Genomic DNA, 18,564 nt, shown 5'->3' with positions numbered 1-18,564 from the left:
GTCACCCAGAGTAACTATTATATTTAGATGTTTATTAGTAGCTTCGCAAGCATACTAATCATTAGCCTTTTGTTCGTAAATATTATGCGCTAATATCCCCAATGATGCCAAGCCTCGCTCTAACCAGCGGGGCTTTTTTTATGCCTAAATTCTGGAGCCTCAAATGGCCTATGATCCGCAACAACAGCGACCTGAAGAGCAATCATTAAACAAAAATCGTGAATCGCTGAACATCCGGCAGCCAAGTGAAAGTGGTAGCACTGGTTTCGACTGGGAGCAGGTTCGTAAGGCGCGCGAGGCCGCCGGCCGAAAATCGGTAGTTCCCGATCCGGGTATTGGCCTCGGTGATATTGCTCGCTCTGCTGCTTCAGCACCTTTAGATATGGTTCGGTCTGGTGCTCAGATTTTTGATGCAGGCAATGAAATGCTTGACCGTAAAGCCACCGGATATCGTTCTGGAGAGAGCAAACCGCTGATTGATTTAGGCATTGACCCTGCAATGCTAAAAGTGATGCGTGATAATGAGGGAAATCCATTATCTGATGCTGGTTCTGCAGCGATAAATTCCGCTGGAAAACTTGCGGGTTCGATGTCTGATGCAATTACTGGTGGGTATAGTGAGGGTGCAAAACAAGCCGCCGCGATGCCTTTCATTGAGCAAGATGAAAAAGGGAATTATCGCTTAGGATCTGGCTTTTTTGACAAAGATGCTTGGATGATGAATGCGATCCCTACGGTGTCGCAATTACTTGCTGGCGGGGCAGTATCAAAGCTCGGCGCAGTCGCGACAAGAAACGCTGTCGAAAACTCAATTTTTAATAAGCTTAGCAAAAAGCTCCCGGAGGAAGCGGCACGTCAGGTTGCGAAAGAAACTGCTGAAAGAGCTGCTTCAGTTGCGGGTAAAACTGCTTTTGTTGGTACCATGGTAGCTACCGCTCAAGGTGGCGGTGGTGCTGACATGCGTGACCAGATTAATGCCTTGTCTTTTACTGACTTGATGAAAAGTACATCCTTTCAAAAAGCCTTCGATGATGTCGATTTAAACCAAGTAAACTCAACTCTTTCTGATACTGAAAAACTCACCCTGGCAAGGAATCAGGTTGCAGATCAAGCCGCGAGCGCAGTAACTGCCGATCCTAAAATGCTGGCTATCAATATCGCCGCATCAACGCTGGGCGATCACACACTACTCAGTTTACTCACAAAGAAAGGTGCCGCGTCCGGTGTGCTTTCCGGTGCATTGACGGGGGGTACTGCTGAAGGGACTACTGAATTTGCTCAGGGAGCTGGGCAGCGATATGTTCAGAACCAGCAGCTTATTGATACTGCCGGGCAAAAAATCGACCCTATGAAGGATGTGGTGACCACCGGTGCAAGCAATGCGGTTCTTGGTGCTGGTCTTGGTGGCTCTATTGGTGCGGTCGGTGGTTTTCGTGGTAGCCGGTCAGCACCTGAGCAGCAGGGTAGTGAACAACAAAATCAACCAGTTAACGGAGAAAATACCACTGATGAGCAGCAGCCGGTCAGCGGCAATAATCCAGATGCAATGCCAGCACAACCGGCACCAGCAGCTCCTGGGCAGTTTGCCGCTGAAGAGGTTGCTGGCGCCGCGCCAACGCGGGCCGATGAGTTCAGAGACACCCCAGCGTATTTGCGCCAAGATCCGCGCATTCAGGGCTTTGCCGAAGATAACGACGTGCAGCGTGCTTTGGCCGAACAGCAGCCATCACCGACGCCGGACGAACTAATCCAGCAGCAAATGGAATCGGGTGATCAGGGTTATTCACCAGAGGAGTTGGCTGCGCAGGAACGGGCAGATCAAATCCGTGAAGCGCTTATGCCGCGGTTGCCGCCTCCGGGTAAAACGTCAGTTATCGCCATGCCGGGTGAAGTGGCTAATGTGAATGCCGACGATCCGCAGGTTGGCGCTGGACCACAGTTCCGCGCCGGGGAGCCGGTACGGGGACAGCAATTCATACCGCGCGATGCGGAACCGCGTGCGAATGAAGTTGGCCGAGCATCTCAGACCTATGACGGCGAGACAGTTCCAGGCAATGCGATCACGGACAAAAACATCATTTTCGCCGATGGGCCAGTACCCAATGCTGACGATGTGCAGGCCGGGTCAGCGCCAGCATTCACCCGTGGCGAAACGCGCGATCAGCGTAACCTGCGTGAATACTCCCAGGGCATAGGTGCCAATAACCAGCCTCAAGGATTGCCAGACAATCGGCAGCGCGCTGGTGGTGTTCCCATTGATGCACAGACTGAGGCCTATGCCAAGGGCGAGCCAGTCGGGGAACTCCGGTTCTTTGGAGATAAACCTTTCGCCACATTACGTATGGCTCAGGCATCTCGCTCGGGTAAAACACCCGGAGCCAAGATCGAGGCTGTTGAGGGTGGGTATGCGATACGCATGCCGGTAGAAAAAGCGCAGGTTGCAGTACCACAGGCAGTGGCCACAGAAAATGGGCTGACAAAGGACGAGTCTGCAGAGCTGATACAGCAGATGCTTGCTGATGATAGTGCCGGCGGCCATGTGATGAGCATCTTCAGGGCTGCCCATGGCACGCCTGAGGAACGGAGAATGTATGGTGCTCAATATCGTCCAGTTCTCAACGAACATCGCGCCAAAAGGCCACACTGGCGCGGAAACTCAGAGTTTGATGATACGGGGAATGACCATGGTTCTACTCGTCATGAAGACCAGATTGACGATTTCGGCCAAAAGCTGGAAGGGGCAGCGAAGCATAAGTGGGGCAAGTTCTCGGAGGCAATGGAGCGCGATGCTACGGATGAGCATTATCGAACTGAACCCTTGTCCAAACTGTTCCCTCAACCTGATTACAGCAAAATGTCTGATGGCGGCGTGGGCCACGATAAGCTGGCGTTAATCTCAATGCTACGGGCTCAAATCCCATCGACTAAACCGAAACGTTTACTGTCGCGCTGGGTTGAATCTGCCCAGACGATGAAGGGGCTTTCTGCTGATCTGCTTAATGGAAAAGTCAGTGTCGCTGATGTTCGTGAAAAGATTCTCAATAGCAAGAATTTGCGTGGCATGTTGGATACGCACGATCTGATTTCCTCATTGCCGCCAGAGCAAATGGCTGCAGCATCAAAGTATCGCGTGCGTCATTCGCATTACTCTATGTATGAGGGCAAGCAATACCCGGATCCGGGAAAATCGGTCTACGAGCTGGAAAGAGCCAATGGGATGGCGATCAGCGGAGTTGCTGATACGGATAAAGCTAACTTTATGGATAAGGCGCGGGCCTTCATTGATCAACAAAGTGGTGGCGCTCCAGCATCGAAACAAACCAATTTCACTATTCATGTTGATCGCCAAACCCGTGATATTTTCATCGGCTACAAAGGTGCTAGCGGGGTAGCCAGGGTAAAGGAAGGGTTCAAGGATCCTCGCGCGGCCCGCGATTACCTTAATGAGAACCGTCCTGAACTGGAAAGCAAAATCTCCCGGCAGCGTGATCAGGCGCGCGCCGAACAACGCCGGGATACCAACGCCCAGCGTGCAGGTGCTGCACGACGATCCGCCGATGTTACCACTGCGCAGTTCGATAAGGAGTTTGGTTTCCGTGGGGTGCAGTTCGGAAACTATGTGGAGTCGGGCCGCCGCCAGGCGGAATTGAACGATGCTTTTGACAGCCTGCAGGACATGGCTGACATCATCGGTGTTCCGGCAAAAGCCATTTCTCTTAATGGAGAGCTCGGTCTTGCGTTCGGCGCGCGCGGTCGCGGCGGCGCGAATGCAGTTAAGGCGCATTACGAGCCGGGTGAAGTTGTGATCAACCTGACGAAAAATAAAGGTGCCGGTTCGCTGGCTCATGAGTGGTTCCATGCGTTAGACAACTATTTCGGCCAAGCTGATGTAGGCGGTGGTCGTGGCATTAATTATGCGACAACACGCCGCCGGCAGACCATGAAGTTCCAGGACGGGAAGATGGTACCGGCTGATTTCCCTGTGCGCCAAGAAGTCTGGAATGCATGGAAAGGGGTGATGAAAGCCGTCGGCGATAGCGGCATGGTGGCCCGCGCACAGAAGCTGGACGAGCTGCGCAGCAAACCCTATTGGGCAACCAATGTTGAAATGGCTGCTCGTTCGTATGAGCGCTATATCCTCGATCGGGCCGAAGCCAAAGGCATCAGTAATGACTACTTGGTCAACATCAAAAAAGCGGACGAACATGGTAACCCTGCTACCTATGCCTATCCAACAGAGGCGGAGCTGAATAATGGCGTTCGCGATGCTTTCGACACCCTGTTCAAAACGCTGAAAACTAAACCTACGGATCGCGGTGTGGCCTTTTACTCCAAAGATGGCCTCGATAATGGTGGTGGTAATATTCTTTCTGAGGGGGATTTTGATACGTCCGGGGTGAGGCCGGAGAAAGGAATGGGGGACAAGCAGGCTCAGCACATCGCTGACCAGTGGGTTCGTCGCTTCAATGGCGCAGCAAAAATCAAAGTTCAGGTTGTTCAGTCTCAGTCCGACGCCGCGGCTATGATGCCGAATGGCATTCCTAAAGAGTTCGGTACCGTACACGCCATTTATCAACCAGAGCTCAGCCGCGTGATTGTGGTTGCCGATAATATTGCGGACGGAAAGCAGCTTCGTGCCAAGCTACGCCACGAAGTTTTGGCACACCATGGCTTGGCTTCAGTGATCGGTGATGTGGAATATGACCGTATTATCCGTGTGCTTCACCAGACACGTGATAGCAAGAACCCGGAGATTCAGTCGGTATGGCGTCAGGTGCAAAAGGCTTACGGTAATGAGTCGCCAGAAGTGCAGGCGAATGAGTTTCTGGCCCACATGGCCGAACGGTCTGAACTTACTGGATTGGGTGCTGTTTGGGATCGGTTCGTCTCCATCATCACCAACGCGCTACGCAAAGCCAACTTCTTCAACCCGAGTGATATAACGCCGGCGGAAATTCGCAATATCTTGCGCTCCATTGCTGGCAGGTTTAAACGCACCGCGATGTATGAAGGGGAGCAGCCTGGCAGCAGGGAGTTTGACGATACGTTTAGCCGCACTGATGCGCTTTACTCAGCATCTGGTCGGAAGGATCCGTTTAAGCCAGACAGCTATGACGCCAAGAGCTTTGCGGATGAGGTCGATAACATTGCCGGAATGGATAAGGCACCGCGCGGCATGGTTCGCCTTGGCGATACTCCTGCGGTGTACCGCGCGCTCGGTGCACGCAATCTGGAAATGGTCATGCCTGCATCTGTCGTACATAAAGCGACCGACCCGACAGTGCGTGCGCATCAGGTGCGGCTGGAAGACATGCAGCGGTTGCCGGAACTGATTGCAGATCCTGTTGCGGTAATGCGCTCAGCCACGGAAGGGGACGCACTTGTTGCTTTGGTGGAGGCTAAGGATGTTTATGGCAACCCAGTCATTGCGGCAATTCACCTGAACGGGAAAGGGGCTGGTTTTGCCGAGATCAACAAGATTGCGAGTGTATACGGGAAGGATAACAGCGCAGCCCTTCAGAGCCAGCTTGATAATAATTTGCTGTATCTGAACAAAGGAAAAGCCGCTAAGTGGCTTCATGCAGTCGGGCTCCAATTGCCCGAGGCGAACACCCTTAGCGGCTCAAGTAAAAATATACTCTCTCCCGATGATATCCGCAAGAACACCGCGCTTTACTCCCGTACTGGTGAAGCCACCATGGATGAAATCACCAACAGAAAAATGGGGTTCAATGTCGAAAAAGGGAAGGTCGAAAAGGCCAAAGACTTTTACGGCATGGTGAAATCGAAGGACAGAACGGAGCTGAAAAGCTGGCTGCAGGAGATGGGCCGCAAATTAAACACCAAGACCTTCGACGGTATGGCACCGTTAAAGTATGCGGAAGACGCTGCTGGTAAATCAGATGCCCGATCATCGGCATACATTGGGGCGCGTATGGCTGCCGGTGCTGGCTCAGTCACTGCGGCCACTCTGGAGCACGGCCTGCCCAAATATAATAAAGCCGATGGTGTTGTAGAGCGGCAGGCGGGAACGGGTAAAGAGGATGCGCTGATGGGCATTCTGGATGCCCTGGGTAATCATCGCGAAAACTTCCTCAAGTGGATTGCCGGTCACCGTTCAGAACGCCTGATGGCTCAAGGGAAAGAAAACAACTTTACGGTTGATGAGATCGCCTACATGAAAGGTTTGAACAAGGGCAATGAAGCACTGTTCGACGCCCAGAAGAAGAAATACGACGCCTTCATTAAGTCGATTTTGGATCTGCAGCAGGATATGGGCCTTATTGATCCGGACAGTCGAGCTAACTGGGAAAGCGCCTGGTATTTGCCTTATTACCGTGAAGCGGAAAATGGTGATGTGAAAGGGCCATGGAGTACGCGTGGCATCGCCAACCAAAGCAGTACTGTCCGCAAACTTAAAGGTAGCGACCTGACGATCAAGGATCCGATTGAGAATCTGTTCAATTACGTGGCCAAGTCAGTGGATGCCTCGATGAAGAACGAGGCGATGCGTCGTGCCGTGGTTAACCTGGCTGACACTGGCATGTTAGAGGTGATCGACTCACCGAATAAAATGGACTTCGAGCGGATCGGCAAGGATGTGGTGAAAGTTTTTACCGATGGCAAAGAGCAACTGGTACAGGTCAATGACCCGGAGCTTTACCGTGCATTTACCATGATCGACCTGGAGCGCAGTAACTCCGCATTTATGAAATCAGCCCGGCAGGCAAAAAAGGTGCTGACGATCGGTACAACCAGCATGCCGGACTTCATCATCCGCAACTTCCTACGTGACTCGCTCCATTCGTGGGCTATCAATAAAGACGGGTTTAAGGCCGGTATTGATTCCTTCGCGGGGTTTAAAAAAGCCCTTAAAACTGATGACAGCCTAATCGACATGATGTTCGCCGGCGCCACGTTTGGCGGTGGGCACTCCAACGTTTATGATCCGGCATCGACTGCGCGTTCAATCCGTGGCGTGCTGCGCCGAAAAGGGTATACAGACAGCCAGATCAAAGAATTCGAGTCGTCCATCGTTAAAAGTGGCAAGGATGTCATGGATAAATTGGGATCCGGGCTTGAGAAGTACCGTCACCTCAGTGAAGCGGCAGAGAATGCCAACCGACTGGCCACATATGAGGCGGCAATTAAATCAGGTAAGGGTAAGGCGCAGGCTGCGTTTGAATCGCGTGATCTGATGGACTTCAGCATGATGGGTGCCAGCAAGATCATGATTAACCTTAGTGACATGTTGCCGTTCTTTAACGCCCGTATGCAGGGACTGAGTAAGTTGGGCAGGGCGATTAAAGAAGATCCGAAATCGGTTCTCAAGCGAGGCGGCATGATTACCGCTGCCTCTTTAGCACTGCTGGCGCTTAACTGGGACGACAAACGCTATGAGGAATTGCCAGACTGGGATAAAGACACCTATTGGCATGCCTGGCTGCCCGGCGGTATTCACATCCGTTTGCCGAAGCCGTTCGAAATCGGCCTGATGTTTGGGACATTGCCTGAGCGTTTTGTACGCACCATGGGTGGTCAAGATTCCGCTGGTAAATTTGGCAAGCTGGTGGCCCACAACTTCATGGAGACAATGGCCTTTAACCCAATCCCGCAGGTAGCAATGCCGATCGCTGAGGCGTATGTGAATTACGACTTCTTCAAAGGTGGCCCGATCGAAAACATGGCGGACAGCAATTTGATTGCCGGCGCCAGATATAACGACCAAACCAGCCTGCTGATGCGTGAAGTCGGGGAGGCTACTAACCTGTCCCCGAAGATGCTGGATCACATCATTCAGGGGTATACCGGCAGCTTGGGAGCCTATGTTATGGGCGCGACCAATATTCTGATGCGTTGCATGCAGGATAATGGCGAAACCGCGTCTATGCGATTGGACGAAATGCCGGTTATTAAATCACTGCTGCGCGGCTATGGTGATGATCCGGCGAAGTCTACTCAGTTCAGCGAGGACTTCTACCGAATGATGACGCAGGTGAACCAGATCAACAGCACTATCAATTCTTACCGGAAGCAAGGGAGAATTGAAGATGCCCAAGAGCTGCGGGCGGAAAACAGGGATAAGTTGTCACAGCGGAAGGGGTTAACGGCAACGCAGACAGAACTCCGCCAGTTGAATAACCGGATTGAGCTGGTGCGCATTGATCGTATTCTGACGGCAGAGCAGAAGAGGGAGAGGATTGATCGCTTTATGGCCCAGCGCAATAAGCTGGTACAGCAGGCTGTTGAAAGGGTGAATCCATATTTCAATAAGTGATTTGTGCGGCCCGCGTAAGCGGGCTTTATTTCATCAGTTGCCTGCCAGCAGCAAATATAAACAGCAAAACAAAGACGCCAATAATGCCCAAAATTATGCTGGTGTTACTGTCCAAATCCATGCGGCCTTTTCCAGCGAGTAGGTATGCGGTAATAAAAAATGGGGTGCTAAAAATGGGGTGTACAAGGACAAAAACACCAGCCATGATGAGGCATACCGTAAAGATTGTTGATTTCATTTACTAACCTTTTTGGTTTGTATTTTATGTGAATAACGTGCATTTTTATTCATCATTTTGAGTGAAAAATAGGTGCATTCTAAGGGGCATTCCAGGGGCATTCTCCGTCGGAAAGGGCAGAGAAAGGGGCACGAAATTTGTAGATCTCAGGTGGTAGTGGTAAAACGATAGGGATGCAACGCATTGAAATGGATATAAATTGCTTATTAATCACATACATCCATTTCAATACATAGTTTGTATCTCTAATAAAAAACAGGGTGGGTCTGAATAAAGGCCTGATTCAGCGTGCATAATGACGCATAAAAATTAGACAGACAGGGTCAAAAAGCGAATGATCCCACAGATTTCTCAGGCGCCCGGCCTCGTTCAACGGGTGCTCGATTTTTTGGAAGCGTTGAAGCAAAACGGGTTTAACGGCGATATCGCTACCAGCTATGCCGACCGGCTAACGATGGCGACCGATAACAGTATCTATCAGTTGCTGCCAGATGCGGTAGTGTTTCCCCGTTCCACTGCGGATGTGGCACTTATTGCACGTCTGGCGGCCGAAGAGCGCTTCACTGCGCTGACCTTCAGCCCACGAGGTGGCGGGACCGGCACCAACGGGCAGTCGCTCAACAGCGGTATTGTGGTGGATATGTCGCGCCACATGAACCGCATTCTTGAAATCAACGTCGAGCAGGGCTGGGTCAAGGTTGAGGCCGGGGTTATCAAGGATCAACTCAACCAGTATCTGCGGCCGTTCGGTTATTTCTTCTCACCGGAGCTTTCCACCAGTAATCGCGCCACGCTCGGCGGCATGATTAACACTGACGCCTCCGGTCAGGGATCGCTGGTTTACGGAAAAACTTCCGACCACGTATTGGGCTTGCGGGCGGTACTCCTGGGTGGCGATATGATTGACACCCGAGCCATGCCGACGCCGTTGGCGGAAACGATTGCCAACGAAGATACGGTTGAAGGCCGCATTTATGACCGGGTGCTCAACAGCTGCCGCGCTCAACGGGCGTTGATCCTGGAAAAGTTCCCCAAGCTTAACCGCTTTCTGACCGGTTACGATCTGCGCCATGTGTTCAGCGATGATCTGCAAACCTTCGATCTGACGCGCATTCTGACCGGTGCCGAAGGGACGCTGGCGTTTATCACCGAGGCGCGGCTGGATATTACGCCGCTGCCGAAGGTGCGCCGGTTGGTGAATGTTAAATACGACTCCTTTGATTCCGCACTGCGCAACGCGCCCTTTATGGTGGAAGCCAAGGCGCTGTCGGTCGAGACTATCGACTCCAAGGTGCTGAACCTGGCACGCGAAGATATTGTTTGGCATTCGGTCAATGAGCTAATCACCAACGTGCCGGATAAAGAGATGCTGGGTCTGAACATCGTTGAGTTTGCCGGCGATGACAAGGCACTGATCGACCGGCAAATGGAGGCTTTGTGCCTGCGGCTGGATGAGCTAATCGCCGAGCGGCAGGGCGGAGTGATTGGCTATCAGATCTGTGGCGATCTGGACGGTATCGAGCGCATTTACAACATGCGTAAAAAGGCGGTTGGGCTATTGGGCAATGCCAAAGGGCGTGCCAAACCAATCCCGTTTGCCGAGGATACCTGTGTGCCGCCGCAGCATCTGGCAGACTACATCGTTGAATTCCGTCAGTTGCTCGATAGTCATAATCTGAGCTACGGCATGTTTGGTCATGTGGATGCCGGTGTGTTGCATGTGCGTCCGGCTCTCGACATGTGCGACCCTCAGCAGGAAGTGCTGATGAAGCAGCTTTCCGACCAGGTGGTGGTGTTGACCGCCAAGTATGGCGGCTTGCTGTGGGGCGAACATGGCAAAGGGTTCCGCGCCGAATACAGCCCGGCGTTCTTTGGCGACGAACTGTATCTGGAGCTGCGCCGAATCAAGGCCGCTTTCGACCCGGACAACCGGCTAAACCCCGGCAAAATCTGTCCGCCGTTGGGCGTCGATGCGCCGATGATGAAAGTGGACGCCGCCAAACGCGGTACCCTCGATCGTCGCATTCCGGTCGAGGTTCGCACCTCGTTCCGTGGTGCCATGGAGTGTAATGGCAACGGTTTATGTTTCAATTTTGACGTCCGCAGCCCAATGTGTCCGTCGATGAAGATCACCGGCAGCCGCATTCACTCGCCAAAAGGGCGGGCGGCGCTGGTGCGTGAATGGCTGCGTCTGCTGTCCGAACAGGGCGTCGACCCGCTGGCACTGGAAAAGCAACTGCCGCAGCAACGTGTCAGCTTCAGGGCCCTGATCGAGAAAACCCGCAACAGTTGGTACGCCGGCAAAGGGGAGTACGATTTCTCGCATGAGGTGAAAGAGGCGATGTCCGGCTGTCTGGCCTGTAAGGCCTGTTCAACGCAGTGTCCGATCAAAATTGACGTACCCGGCTTCCGTTCACGTTTCCTGCAGCTTTATCACACCCGCTATCTGCGACCGGCGCGTGACTATATGGTCGCCGGAGTAGAAAGTTACACCCCGCTGATGGCGAAAGCGCCAAAAGTGTTCAACTTCTTCTTCAGGCAGCCTTGGGTGCGTGAGCTGAGCCGCAACAGTATCGGCATGGTTGATTTGCCGCTGCTTTCCAGCCCGACGCTCCGCCAACAGCTCTCCGGCCACGGCGCGCTCACCATGACGCTGGAACAGCTTGAAGCGCTGAATCCGCAACAACGCGAACAGCACGTATTGATCGTGCAGGATCCGTTTACCAGTTATTACGATGCCAAAGTGGTGGCCGATTTTGTGCGGCTGGTGGAAAAACTCGGCTATCGGCCGGTGCTGTTGCCGTTCTCACCCAATGGCAAGGCGCAGCATATCAAAGGCTTCCTGATGCGCTTCGCCCGTACCGCGCGCAAGACCGCCGATTTTCTCAACCGGGTGGCAAAGCTCGGCATGCCGCTGGTAGGGGTCGATCCGGCGTTGGTGCTGTGTTACCGCGACGAATATAACGAGATCCTTGGGGAAGCTCGTGGTGACTTCCGGGTGCAATTGGTGCACGAATGGCTGCAACAGTTGCTGGCCGAGCGTGCCGAGCAGCCTGCAACCGGTGAAGCCTGGTATCTGTTCGGCCACTGCACCGAGACCACGGCATTGCCGACCAGTGGCCAACATTGGACGTCGATTTTTGCGCGCTTTGGCGCCAGGCTGGAAAATGTCAGCGTTGGCTGTTGTGGTATGGCGGGTACCTACGGACATGAAGTCAATAACTTGCAGAATTCACTCGGCATTTATGAGCTATCATGGCACCAGGCGCTGCAACGTTTGCCACGGCAGCGTTGCCTGGCGACCGGCTATTCCTGCCGCAGCCAGGTCAAACGCATTGAGGGTAACGCGGTACGACACCCATTACAGGCACTTCTGGAGATGATTGAGTGAAACTGTGGAAAAGAGAAACGACGCTGGAACAACTAAACCATGCTGGTGAAGGCTGCATGGTCAGTCATGTCGGCATCCGGTTTACCCGGCTGGAGGAGGACTACCTCGAGGCCACCATGCCGGTAGACCAGCGCACCCGGCAGCCGTTTGGCCTGTTGCACGGCGGGGCATCGGTCGTGCTGGCAGAGTCGATGGGGTCGATGGCCGGTTACCTGTGCTGCGAAGGCGAGCAGAAGGTGGTGGGGTTGGAAATCAACGCCAACCATTTGCGTGCAGCATTTGAAGGCGAAGTCCGCGGCGTGTGCCGTGCGCTGCACGTTGGCCGTCGTCATCAGGTGTGGCAAATCGAAATCTTCGATTCGCGCGATCGCCTGTGCTGCACCTCGCGTCTGACTACCGCAGTTATAGATTAAGCGTTTTACCCCGCAGGCAGCCCTGTCTGCGGGTATTTCTTCGTTCAGCCGGTTTACAGCTGGAAGGGGACCCGCTTGACGAAATCCTTCTGGAAGGCGTTAGCCTTCTCCCAGGTGCCTTCCATCGAATACTTCTGGCAGATCAGGGTCAGGGTATGACGGGCAAAATGATAGCTCTGAACCCGGAACAGCTGACAGCGCTGCGGATTATTGATTTCCACGATCAGCCGATTATGCAGTTTGCTCAACGCATGCAGGTAGCTTTCATCATCGCCATTCTCCAGACACAGATTCGCCATGTTAAGACTGACGTTGTTATAGCGTTTCAGGTGGTTGATGTTGCACTCAGGCCGCCGAAGTGACGCCTCCGCCATATAGAAATCAACCGTGGCGTCGCGCACGCTGAATTTGTAGTCATCAATTTTACCCAACAGCCACGCACTCATCGAGATATTCATGTGCCCACGCCCAATTCAAATTGAATGATAATCATTATCATATTTACTGGCGCGTTGGTGATCAATCATTCTGTTGAAATATTTATCGTCAACAGGGGATGCATAGGGGCAGCCGCAACCCAATATAGCCAGTAACGACTAAACTTTAATCAGAGGTTGCCGCTTCTGCTGGCTAAGTTGGGTGAGTGGAATGGCGTAAAATGCGCCTTATTGTCGATAAACGCATTTTTAAGACAGACAAAATTCAGAAATAGGTATTTTCTATGAATGTTTAAATCGACATAAAAAGCCCGGCCCTGTAAAGCGTTCGAGCCAATGGGCAAGCGCCATGGTGATACAGGATGTGCAGTAAATTCATAAGGATAAAATGATTCCATTTCTGACCGGCAGCGCCTGGTGCACTGACTGTCCCGCGCGCTTGCCGCATGCCGAAGTGAAAATCCGGGCTTTTAGCGGATACCCCTGTAAAACAAACGGTTGAAGTGATAATCGTTATCACTAACATAGTAGCAACCCAGATTGGCTGTGGTAAAACACGAGTGTGAGGTAGGCCATATGCAAACGGAAAATGTCGGCACTTTTTCTCTGGACGAAAATGTCTGGCAAGGCATTTTGCTCAGTGACAATGCCGTACAACAAATTACAAAACTAATGCAGCAGGACTCGCAGGTGAAGGGGCTGCAACTCGGGGTGAAGCAGTCAGGCTGCGCCGGGTTTGCCTATGTGCTGGATCTCACCCGTGCTCCTGCTGACGACGACCTGCTGTTTGAGCGTGATGGCGCCAAGCTGTATGTGCCGTTGAAAGCCATGCCGTTTATCGATGGCACCACGGTAGATTTTGTCCGTGAAGGGCTGAATCAGATATTCAAATTTAATAACCCTAAAGCTCAGCATGCCTGCGGGTGCGGCGAGAGTTTTGGCGTTTGAGCGATGCAATCAACATGACACGAAGCAATGTAGAAATGCCTAATGAAGTGCAGGCTTGGGTCAGCGAAGGTCGCTACAAAGAAGGTTTTTTTACCCAGTTGGCCACCGATGAGTTGGCGATGGGCATCAACGAAGACGTGGTGCGCGCGATCTCGGCCAAGCGTAACGAACCTGAGTGGATGCTGGAGTTCCGCCTGGAAGCCTACCGTGCCTGGCTGCAAATGGAAGAGCCGCACTGGCTGAAAGCGAACTACGAGCGCCTGAACTATCAGGATTACAGCTATTACTCGGCACCGTCCTGCGGCAGCTGTGATGATGCCTGTGGCTCGCAGCCCGGCGCGGAGCAGCAACCTGGCGCGCCGACGGACAACAATTACCTGACCAGCGAGGTTGAACTGGCGTTTAACCAGCTTGGCGTGCCAGTGCGTGAAGGCAGCGAAGTGGCGGTGGATGCTATCTTCGATTCAGTTTCGGTTTCGACCACCTATCGTGAAAAGTTGGCGGAGAGCGGGGTGATTTTTTGCTCGTTCGGTGAAGCCATCCATGAATACCCGGATCTGGTGCGCAAATATCTCGGTCGCGTAGTGCCTTCCAACGATAACTTCTTTGCCGCCTTGAATGCGGCGGTGGCCTCCGACGGTACCTTTGTCTACGTGCCGAAGGGCGTGCGTTGTCCGATGGAGCTGTCGACCTATTTCCGTATCAATGCCGCCAAAACCGGCCAGTTCGAACGCACCATCCTGATCGCCGATGAAGGTAGCTATGTCAGCTACATCGAAGGCTGTTCGGCCCCGGTGCGCGACAGCTACCAGCTGCATGCGGCAGTAGTGGAAGTGATCCTGCACAAAGACGCGGAAGTGAAATATTCGACGGTGCAGAACTGGTTCTCTGGAGGTGACAGCAAGGGCGGCATCCTCAACTTTGTGACCAAGCGTGCGCTGTGTGAGGGCGCGGGTTCGAAAATGTCGTGGACCCAGTCGGAAACCGGTTCGGCAATCACCTGGAAATACCCAAGTGTGATCCTGCAGGGGGATAACTCTATCGGTGAATTTTTCTCGGTGGCGCTGACCAGCGGCCATCAGCAGGCGGACACCGGCACCAAGATGATCCACATCGGCAAGAACACCCGTTCGACAATCATCGCCAAAGGCATCTCCGCCGGGCACAGCGAGAATACCTACCGCGGGCTGGTGAAGATCCTGCCGGGGGCAGAAAACGCGCGTAACTTTACCCAGTGTGACTCGATGCTGATCGGGCCGGATAGCGGCGCTCATACCTTCCCGTATGTTGAAGCACGCAACAACAGTGCGCAGCTGGAACACGAGGCGACGACCTCAAAAATTGGTGATGACCAGCTGTTCTATTGTCTGCAGCGTGGCATCAGCGAAGACAATGCCATTTCGATGATCGTCAACGGGTTCTGTAAGGACGTGTTCTCTGAGCTGCCGCTGGAGTTCGCCGTTGAGGCACAGAAGCTATTGGCCATCAGCCTGGAACACAGCGTGGGCTAACCGCCGGATTTACAGCGCGAAAGCGCGACCTAAGGACACTGCATGTTAAGTATCAAGAATTTAAAAGTCAGCGCGGAAGGCAACGAGATCCTCAAGGGCTTGGATCTGGAAATCAAACCGGGTGAAGTGCATGCCATCATGGGGCCGAACGGCTCGGGCAAAAGCACGCTTTCTGCGACCCTGGCCGGGCGCGAAGAGTACGAAGTGACCGCGGGTGAAGTGACCTTCAAAGGCAAGGATCTGCTTGAACTGGCACCGGAAGACCGTGCCGGTGAAGGGGTGTTCCTGGCGTTCCAGTATCCGGTGGAGATCCCCGGCGTCAGCAACCATTTCTTCCTGCAAACCTCGGTTAATGCGGTGCGTAAATATCGCGATCAGGAACCGCTCGATCGCTTCGATTTCGCTGATTTTATCGAAGAAAAAATTGAGCTGTTGAATATGCCGCCCGATCTGCTGACGCGTTCGGTTAACGTTGGCTTCTCCGGCGGCGAGAAAAAGCGCAATGACATCCTGCAGATGGCAGCGCTGGAACCGGATCTGTGCATTTTGGATGAAACCGACTCCGGTTTGGATATCGATGCGCTGAAAATTGTCGCCAACGGCGTTAACTCACTGCGGGACGGCAAGCGTTCGTTCATTATCGTCACGCATTACCAGCGCATTCTGGACTACATCAAACCGGATTACGTTCATGTTCTTTCCCAGGGGCGCATCGTCAAATCCGGCGATTTCACCCTGGTGAAACAGTTGGAGGAGCAGGGCTATGGCTGGCTTACCGACGAACAATAATTCGCGCGCGCTGCAGCAACTCTACAGTCTGTTTGAAGCCCGTGGCGGCGAGCATTCCGCCCATGCTTTGGCACACTGGCAACAGGCTTTGCGCCTGGGTTGGCCGACCCGCAAGCACGAAAACTGGAAATATACCCCGCTTGAAGGTTTGCTGGAGCAACAGTTTCTGGAACCGCCGCTCGAGCCGGTCACCGCCGCTCAGCGGGATGCACTGGCGCTGGATATCGACGCCTACCGCCTGGTGTTTATCGACGGGCGTTTCAGCGCGGCATTGAGTGACAGCGAACTGGGCGATTACCAGTTTGACGTGGCCCCCTACGGGACGCTACAGGCGTTGCCGGAGCCGATCCAGGCCGAAATATTCCTGCATCTGACCGAAAGTCTGGCGCAGGAAACCAGCATTGTCCGCGTGGCGGCCGGCAAAATTGCAAAGCGGCCGTTATATCTGCTGCATATCAGCAGCGGACGCGGCGCTGAAGGTGAAGTGAATACCGTCCATCACCGCCATCATCTTGAGATTGCGCGTAATGCGCAGGCTGAGGTGATCGAGCATTACGTCAGCCTTAACGACGCCGCGCATTTCACCGGCGCACGCCTGACCGCTAACGTGGGTGACAATGCTCAACTGCAGCACTGCAAACTGGCATTTGAAAGCCAGCCGAGCTACCACTTCGCCCATAACGATCTGGTGATTGGCCGCGACGCGCGGGTGAAGAGCGACAGTTTCCTGCTTGGGGCGGGGCTGACGCGGCATAACACCAGCGCACAGCTCAACGGTGAAGGCTCCCACCTGGCGATCAACAGCCTGGTGCTGCCGGTCGGTAAAGAGGTCTGCGATACCCGTACTTACCTGGAGCATAACAAGGGGTATTGCGAGAGTCGCCAACTGCACAAAATAGTGGTCAGCGATCGTGCCAAAGCGGTGTTTAACGGCATGATCAAAGTGGCTAAACACGCGATTAAAACCGATGGTCAGATGACCAACCACAACCTGCTGCTGGGCAAGGTGGCGGAGGTGGATACCAAGCCGCAACTGGAAATCTACGCAGACGACGTAAAGTGCAGTCACGGTGCTACCGTTGGGCGCATCGATGAAGAGCAGCTGTTTTATCTGCAATCACGCGGTATCGACAAGCATGCGGCGCAGCAGATGATCATCTTTGCCTTTGCTGCGGAGCTGACCGAGGGGATTGGCAACGACACCCTCCGTGAATCGGTGCTGGCGCGGATTGCGCAGCGCCTGCCGGGGGAGGTTGCATGAGTTTTCCTATTGAACGGGTACGCAGTGAATTTCCCCTGTTGGCGCGCGAGGTCAATGGTCAGCCGCTGGCTTACCTCGACAGCGCCGCCAGCGCGCAGAAACCGCAGGTAGTGATCGATCGCGAGCTGGATTTTTACCGTCATGGCTACGCGGCAGTACACCGGGGCATCCACACGTTAAGCGCCGAAGCGACGCAGGAAATGGAAGCGGTGCGTGACAAGGTGGCGGCGTTTATCAATGCCGGCTCGGCGGAAGAGATTGTATTCGTCAAGGGCACTACCGAAGGCATCAATCTGGTAGCCAACAGCTTTGGTCGCCACTTTTTGCAGCCCGGTGACAGCATTATTATCACCGAGATGGAGCACCACGCCAACATCGTACCCTGGCAGATGCTGGCGCAGGAACGCGGATTGAACCTGCGCGTCTGGCCGCTACAGCCAGATGGTACCCTGGATTTGGCTCTGTTGCCGGGGTTGATCGACGCTACCACCAAACTGCTGGCATTGACCCAGGTGTCTAACGTGTTGGGCACGGTGAACCCGGTACAGGAAATTACGGCTCAGGCGAAGGCTGCGGGCCTGAAGGTACTGATTGACGGTGCGCAGGCAGTGATGCACCAGCGGGTGGATGTTCAGGCGCTGGATTGCGATTTCTACGTGTTCTCCGGGCATAAGCTGTATGGGCCTTCCGGCATCGGTATTCTTTACGGTCGTCAGGCGCTGTTGCAGCAAATGCCACCCTGGGAAGGGGGCGGGTCGATGATCCAACAGGTCAGCCTGACGGAAGGGACCACCTACGCCGAGCCACCGTGGCGCTTTGAGGCCGGTTCACCCAACACCGCCGGCATGATGGGGTTAGGTGCGGCGATTGATTATGTGAATGCGCTGGGGCTGGAGGCGATTGGTGACTACGAGCAGTCACTGATGCATTACGCGCTGGAGGCCCTGCAACAGGTACCCCGGCTTAAAATCTACGGCCCGGCAGAGCGTGCCGGAGTGATCGCCTTTAACCTGGGTGAGCACCACGCCTATGATGTCGGCAGCTTCCTGGACCAGTACGGCATTGCCATTCGTACCGGACACCACTGCGCGATGCCGCTGATGGCGTTCTATAATGTGCCGAGCATGTGCCGCGCTTCGTTGGCGTTATATAATACGCGCGATGAAGTAGACCGGCTGGTGGCTGGGTTACAGCGTATCCAAAAACTGCTGGGATAGGACAGACCGGAGCTTAATCCCTCCGGATGAATCAATGTCTGTAGTCAGTGACATGGGGTCGGCATGCCGGCCCCTGAATGA

General features: G+C 53.9%; 10 protein-coding genes. 8 read left to right on the top strand and 2 right to left on the bottom strand.

All coding sequences use genetic code 11. From position 1 onward, the window contains the following. Positions 1-163: 163 nt before the first annotated feature. Complete coding sequence (locus OCH02_RS06790; RefSeq protein WP_261430504.1) at positions 164-8,278, top strand: LPD38 domain-containing protein; 8,115 nt, start codon at positions 164-166, stop codon at positions 8,276-8,278. A 25-nt stretch (positions 8,279-8,303) separates the two neighbouring features. On the opposite strand, the gene OCH02_RS06785 is transcribed toward OCH02_RS06790, so the two are convergent. Further along, complete coding sequence (locus OCH02_RS06785) at positions 8,304-8,516, bottom strand: hypothetical protein (protein WP_261430503.1); 213 nt, start codon at positions 8,514-8,516, stop codon at positions 8,304-8,306. A gap of 334 nt (positions 8,517-8,850) precedes the next feature. Between OCH02_RS06785 and OCH02_RS06780 the strand changes: the two genes are divergently transcribed. Both OCH02_RS06780 and menI read left to right on the top strand, forming a co-directional pair. After that, positions 8,851-11,907 (top strand): FAD-binding and (Fe-S)-binding domain-containing protein, encoded by a 3,057-nt coding sequence (locus OCH02_RS06780; RefSeq protein ID WP_261430502.1) that lies wholly within the window; start codon positions 8,851-8,853, stop codon positions 11,905-11,907. Further along, the gene (menI, locus tag OCH02_RS06775; protein ID WP_261430501.1) at positions 11,904-12,320 is read left to right on the top strand and encodes a 1,4-dihydroxy-2-naphthoyl-CoA hydrolase; all 417 of its coding nucleotides are present in this window, start codon (positions 11,904-11,906) and stop codon (positions 12,318-12,320) included. The genes OCH02_RS06780 and menI overlap by 4 nt, the downstream gene beginning before the upstream one ends. A gap of 53 nt (positions 12,321-12,373) precedes the next feature. On the opposite strand, the gene OCH02_RS06770 is transcribed toward menI, so the two are convergent. After that, positions 12,374-12,778 (bottom strand): hypothetical protein, encoded by a 405-nt coding sequence (locus OCH02_RS06770; RefSeq protein WP_261430500.1) that lies wholly within the window; start codon positions 12,776-12,778, stop codon positions 12,374-12,376. 555 nt (positions 12,779-13,333) lie between these two features. Between OCH02_RS06770 and sufA the strand changes: the two genes are divergently transcribed. Genes sufA through sufS form a run of 5 tightly spaced genes read left to right on the top strand, consistent with a single transcriptional unit; the run spans position 13,334 to position 18,483 of the window. Beyond that, positions 13,334-13,705, top strand: a complete 372-nt coding sequence (sufA, locus tag OCH02_RS06765; protein ID WP_174352502.1) for a Fe-S cluster assembly scaffold SufA — start codon at positions 13,334-13,336, stop codon at positions 13,703-13,705. 14 nt (positions 13,706-13,719) lie between these two features. Continuing rightward, complete coding sequence (sufB, locus tag OCH02_RS06760) at positions 13,720-15,216, top strand: Fe-S cluster assembly protein SufB (protein ID WP_026142350.1); 1,497 nt, start codon at positions 13,720-13,722, stop codon at positions 15,214-15,216. Between the two features lie 42 nt (positions 15,217-15,258). Next, positions 15,259-16,005, top strand: coding sequence for a Fe-S cluster assembly ATPase SufC (gene sufC / locus OCH02_RS06755; protein WP_012144913.1), 747 nt, complete (start codon positions 15,259-15,261; stop codon positions 16,003-16,005). Beyond that, the gene (gene sufD, locus OCH02_RS06750) at positions 15,980-17,266 is read left to right on the top strand and encodes a Fe-S cluster assembly protein SufD (protein ID WP_261430499.1); all 1,287 of its coding nucleotides are present in this window, start codon (positions 15,980-15,982) and stop codon (positions 17,264-17,266) included. The genes sufC and sufD overlap by 26 nt, the downstream gene beginning before the upstream one ends. After that, entirely contained in the window at positions 17,263-18,483 is a 1,221-nt protein-coding gene (sufS, locus tag OCH02_RS06745) for a cysteine desulfurase SufS (RefSeq protein WP_261430498.1), read from the top strand. The genes sufD and sufS overlap by 4 nt, the downstream gene beginning before the upstream one ends. Positions 18,484-18,564 lie beyond the last annotated feature (81 nt).

This window comes from Serratia quinivorans (genome assembly GCF_946227985.1).
Classification (GTDB): domain Bacteria; phylum Pseudomonadota; class Gammaproteobacteria; order Enterobacterales; family Enterobacteriaceae; genus Serratia; species Serratia quinivorans_A.
The sequence above is the reverse complement of the archived record's forward strand: the minus strand, read 5'-3'. Positions and strand labels throughout refer to the sequence as shown.

Excerpts from the sequence above, each read along its gene's own strand:
- OCH02_RS06770 (WP_261430500.1), bottom strand. The coding sequence starts at position 12,778 with ATGAATATCTCGATGAGTGCGTGGCTGTTGGGTAAAATTGATGACTAC.
- sufB (WP_026142350.1), top strand. The coding sequence starts at position 13,720 with ATGACACGAAGCAATGTAGAAATGCCTAATGAAGTGCAGGCTTGGGTC.
- sufA (WP_174352502.1), top strand. The coding sequence starts at position 13,334 with ATGCAAACGGAAAATGTCGGCACTTTTTCTCTGGACGAAAATGTCTGG.
- OCH02_RS06780 (WP_261430502.1), top strand. The coding sequence starts at position 8,851 with ATGATCCCACAGATTTCTCAGGCGCCCGGCCTCGTTCAACGGGTGCTC.
- OCH02_RS06790 (WP_261430504.1), top strand. The coding sequence starts at position 164 with ATGGCCTATGATCCGCAACAACAGCGACCTGAAGAGCAATCATTAAAC.
- OCH02_RS06785 (WP_261430503.1), bottom strand. The coding sequence starts at position 8,516 with ATGAAATCAACAATCTTTACGGTATGCCTCATCATGGCTGGTGTTTTT.
- sufD (WP_261430499.1), top strand. The coding sequence starts at position 15,980 with ATGGCTGGCTTACCGACGAACAATAATTCGCGCGCGCTGCAGCAACTC.
- sufS (WP_261430498.1), top strand. The coding sequence starts at position 17,263 with ATGAGTTTTCCTATTGAACGGGTACGCAGTGAATTTCCCCTGTTGGCG.
- sufC (WP_012144913.1), top strand. The coding sequence starts at position 15,259 with ATGTTAAGTATCAAGAATTTAAAAGTCAGCGCGGAAGGCAACGAGATC.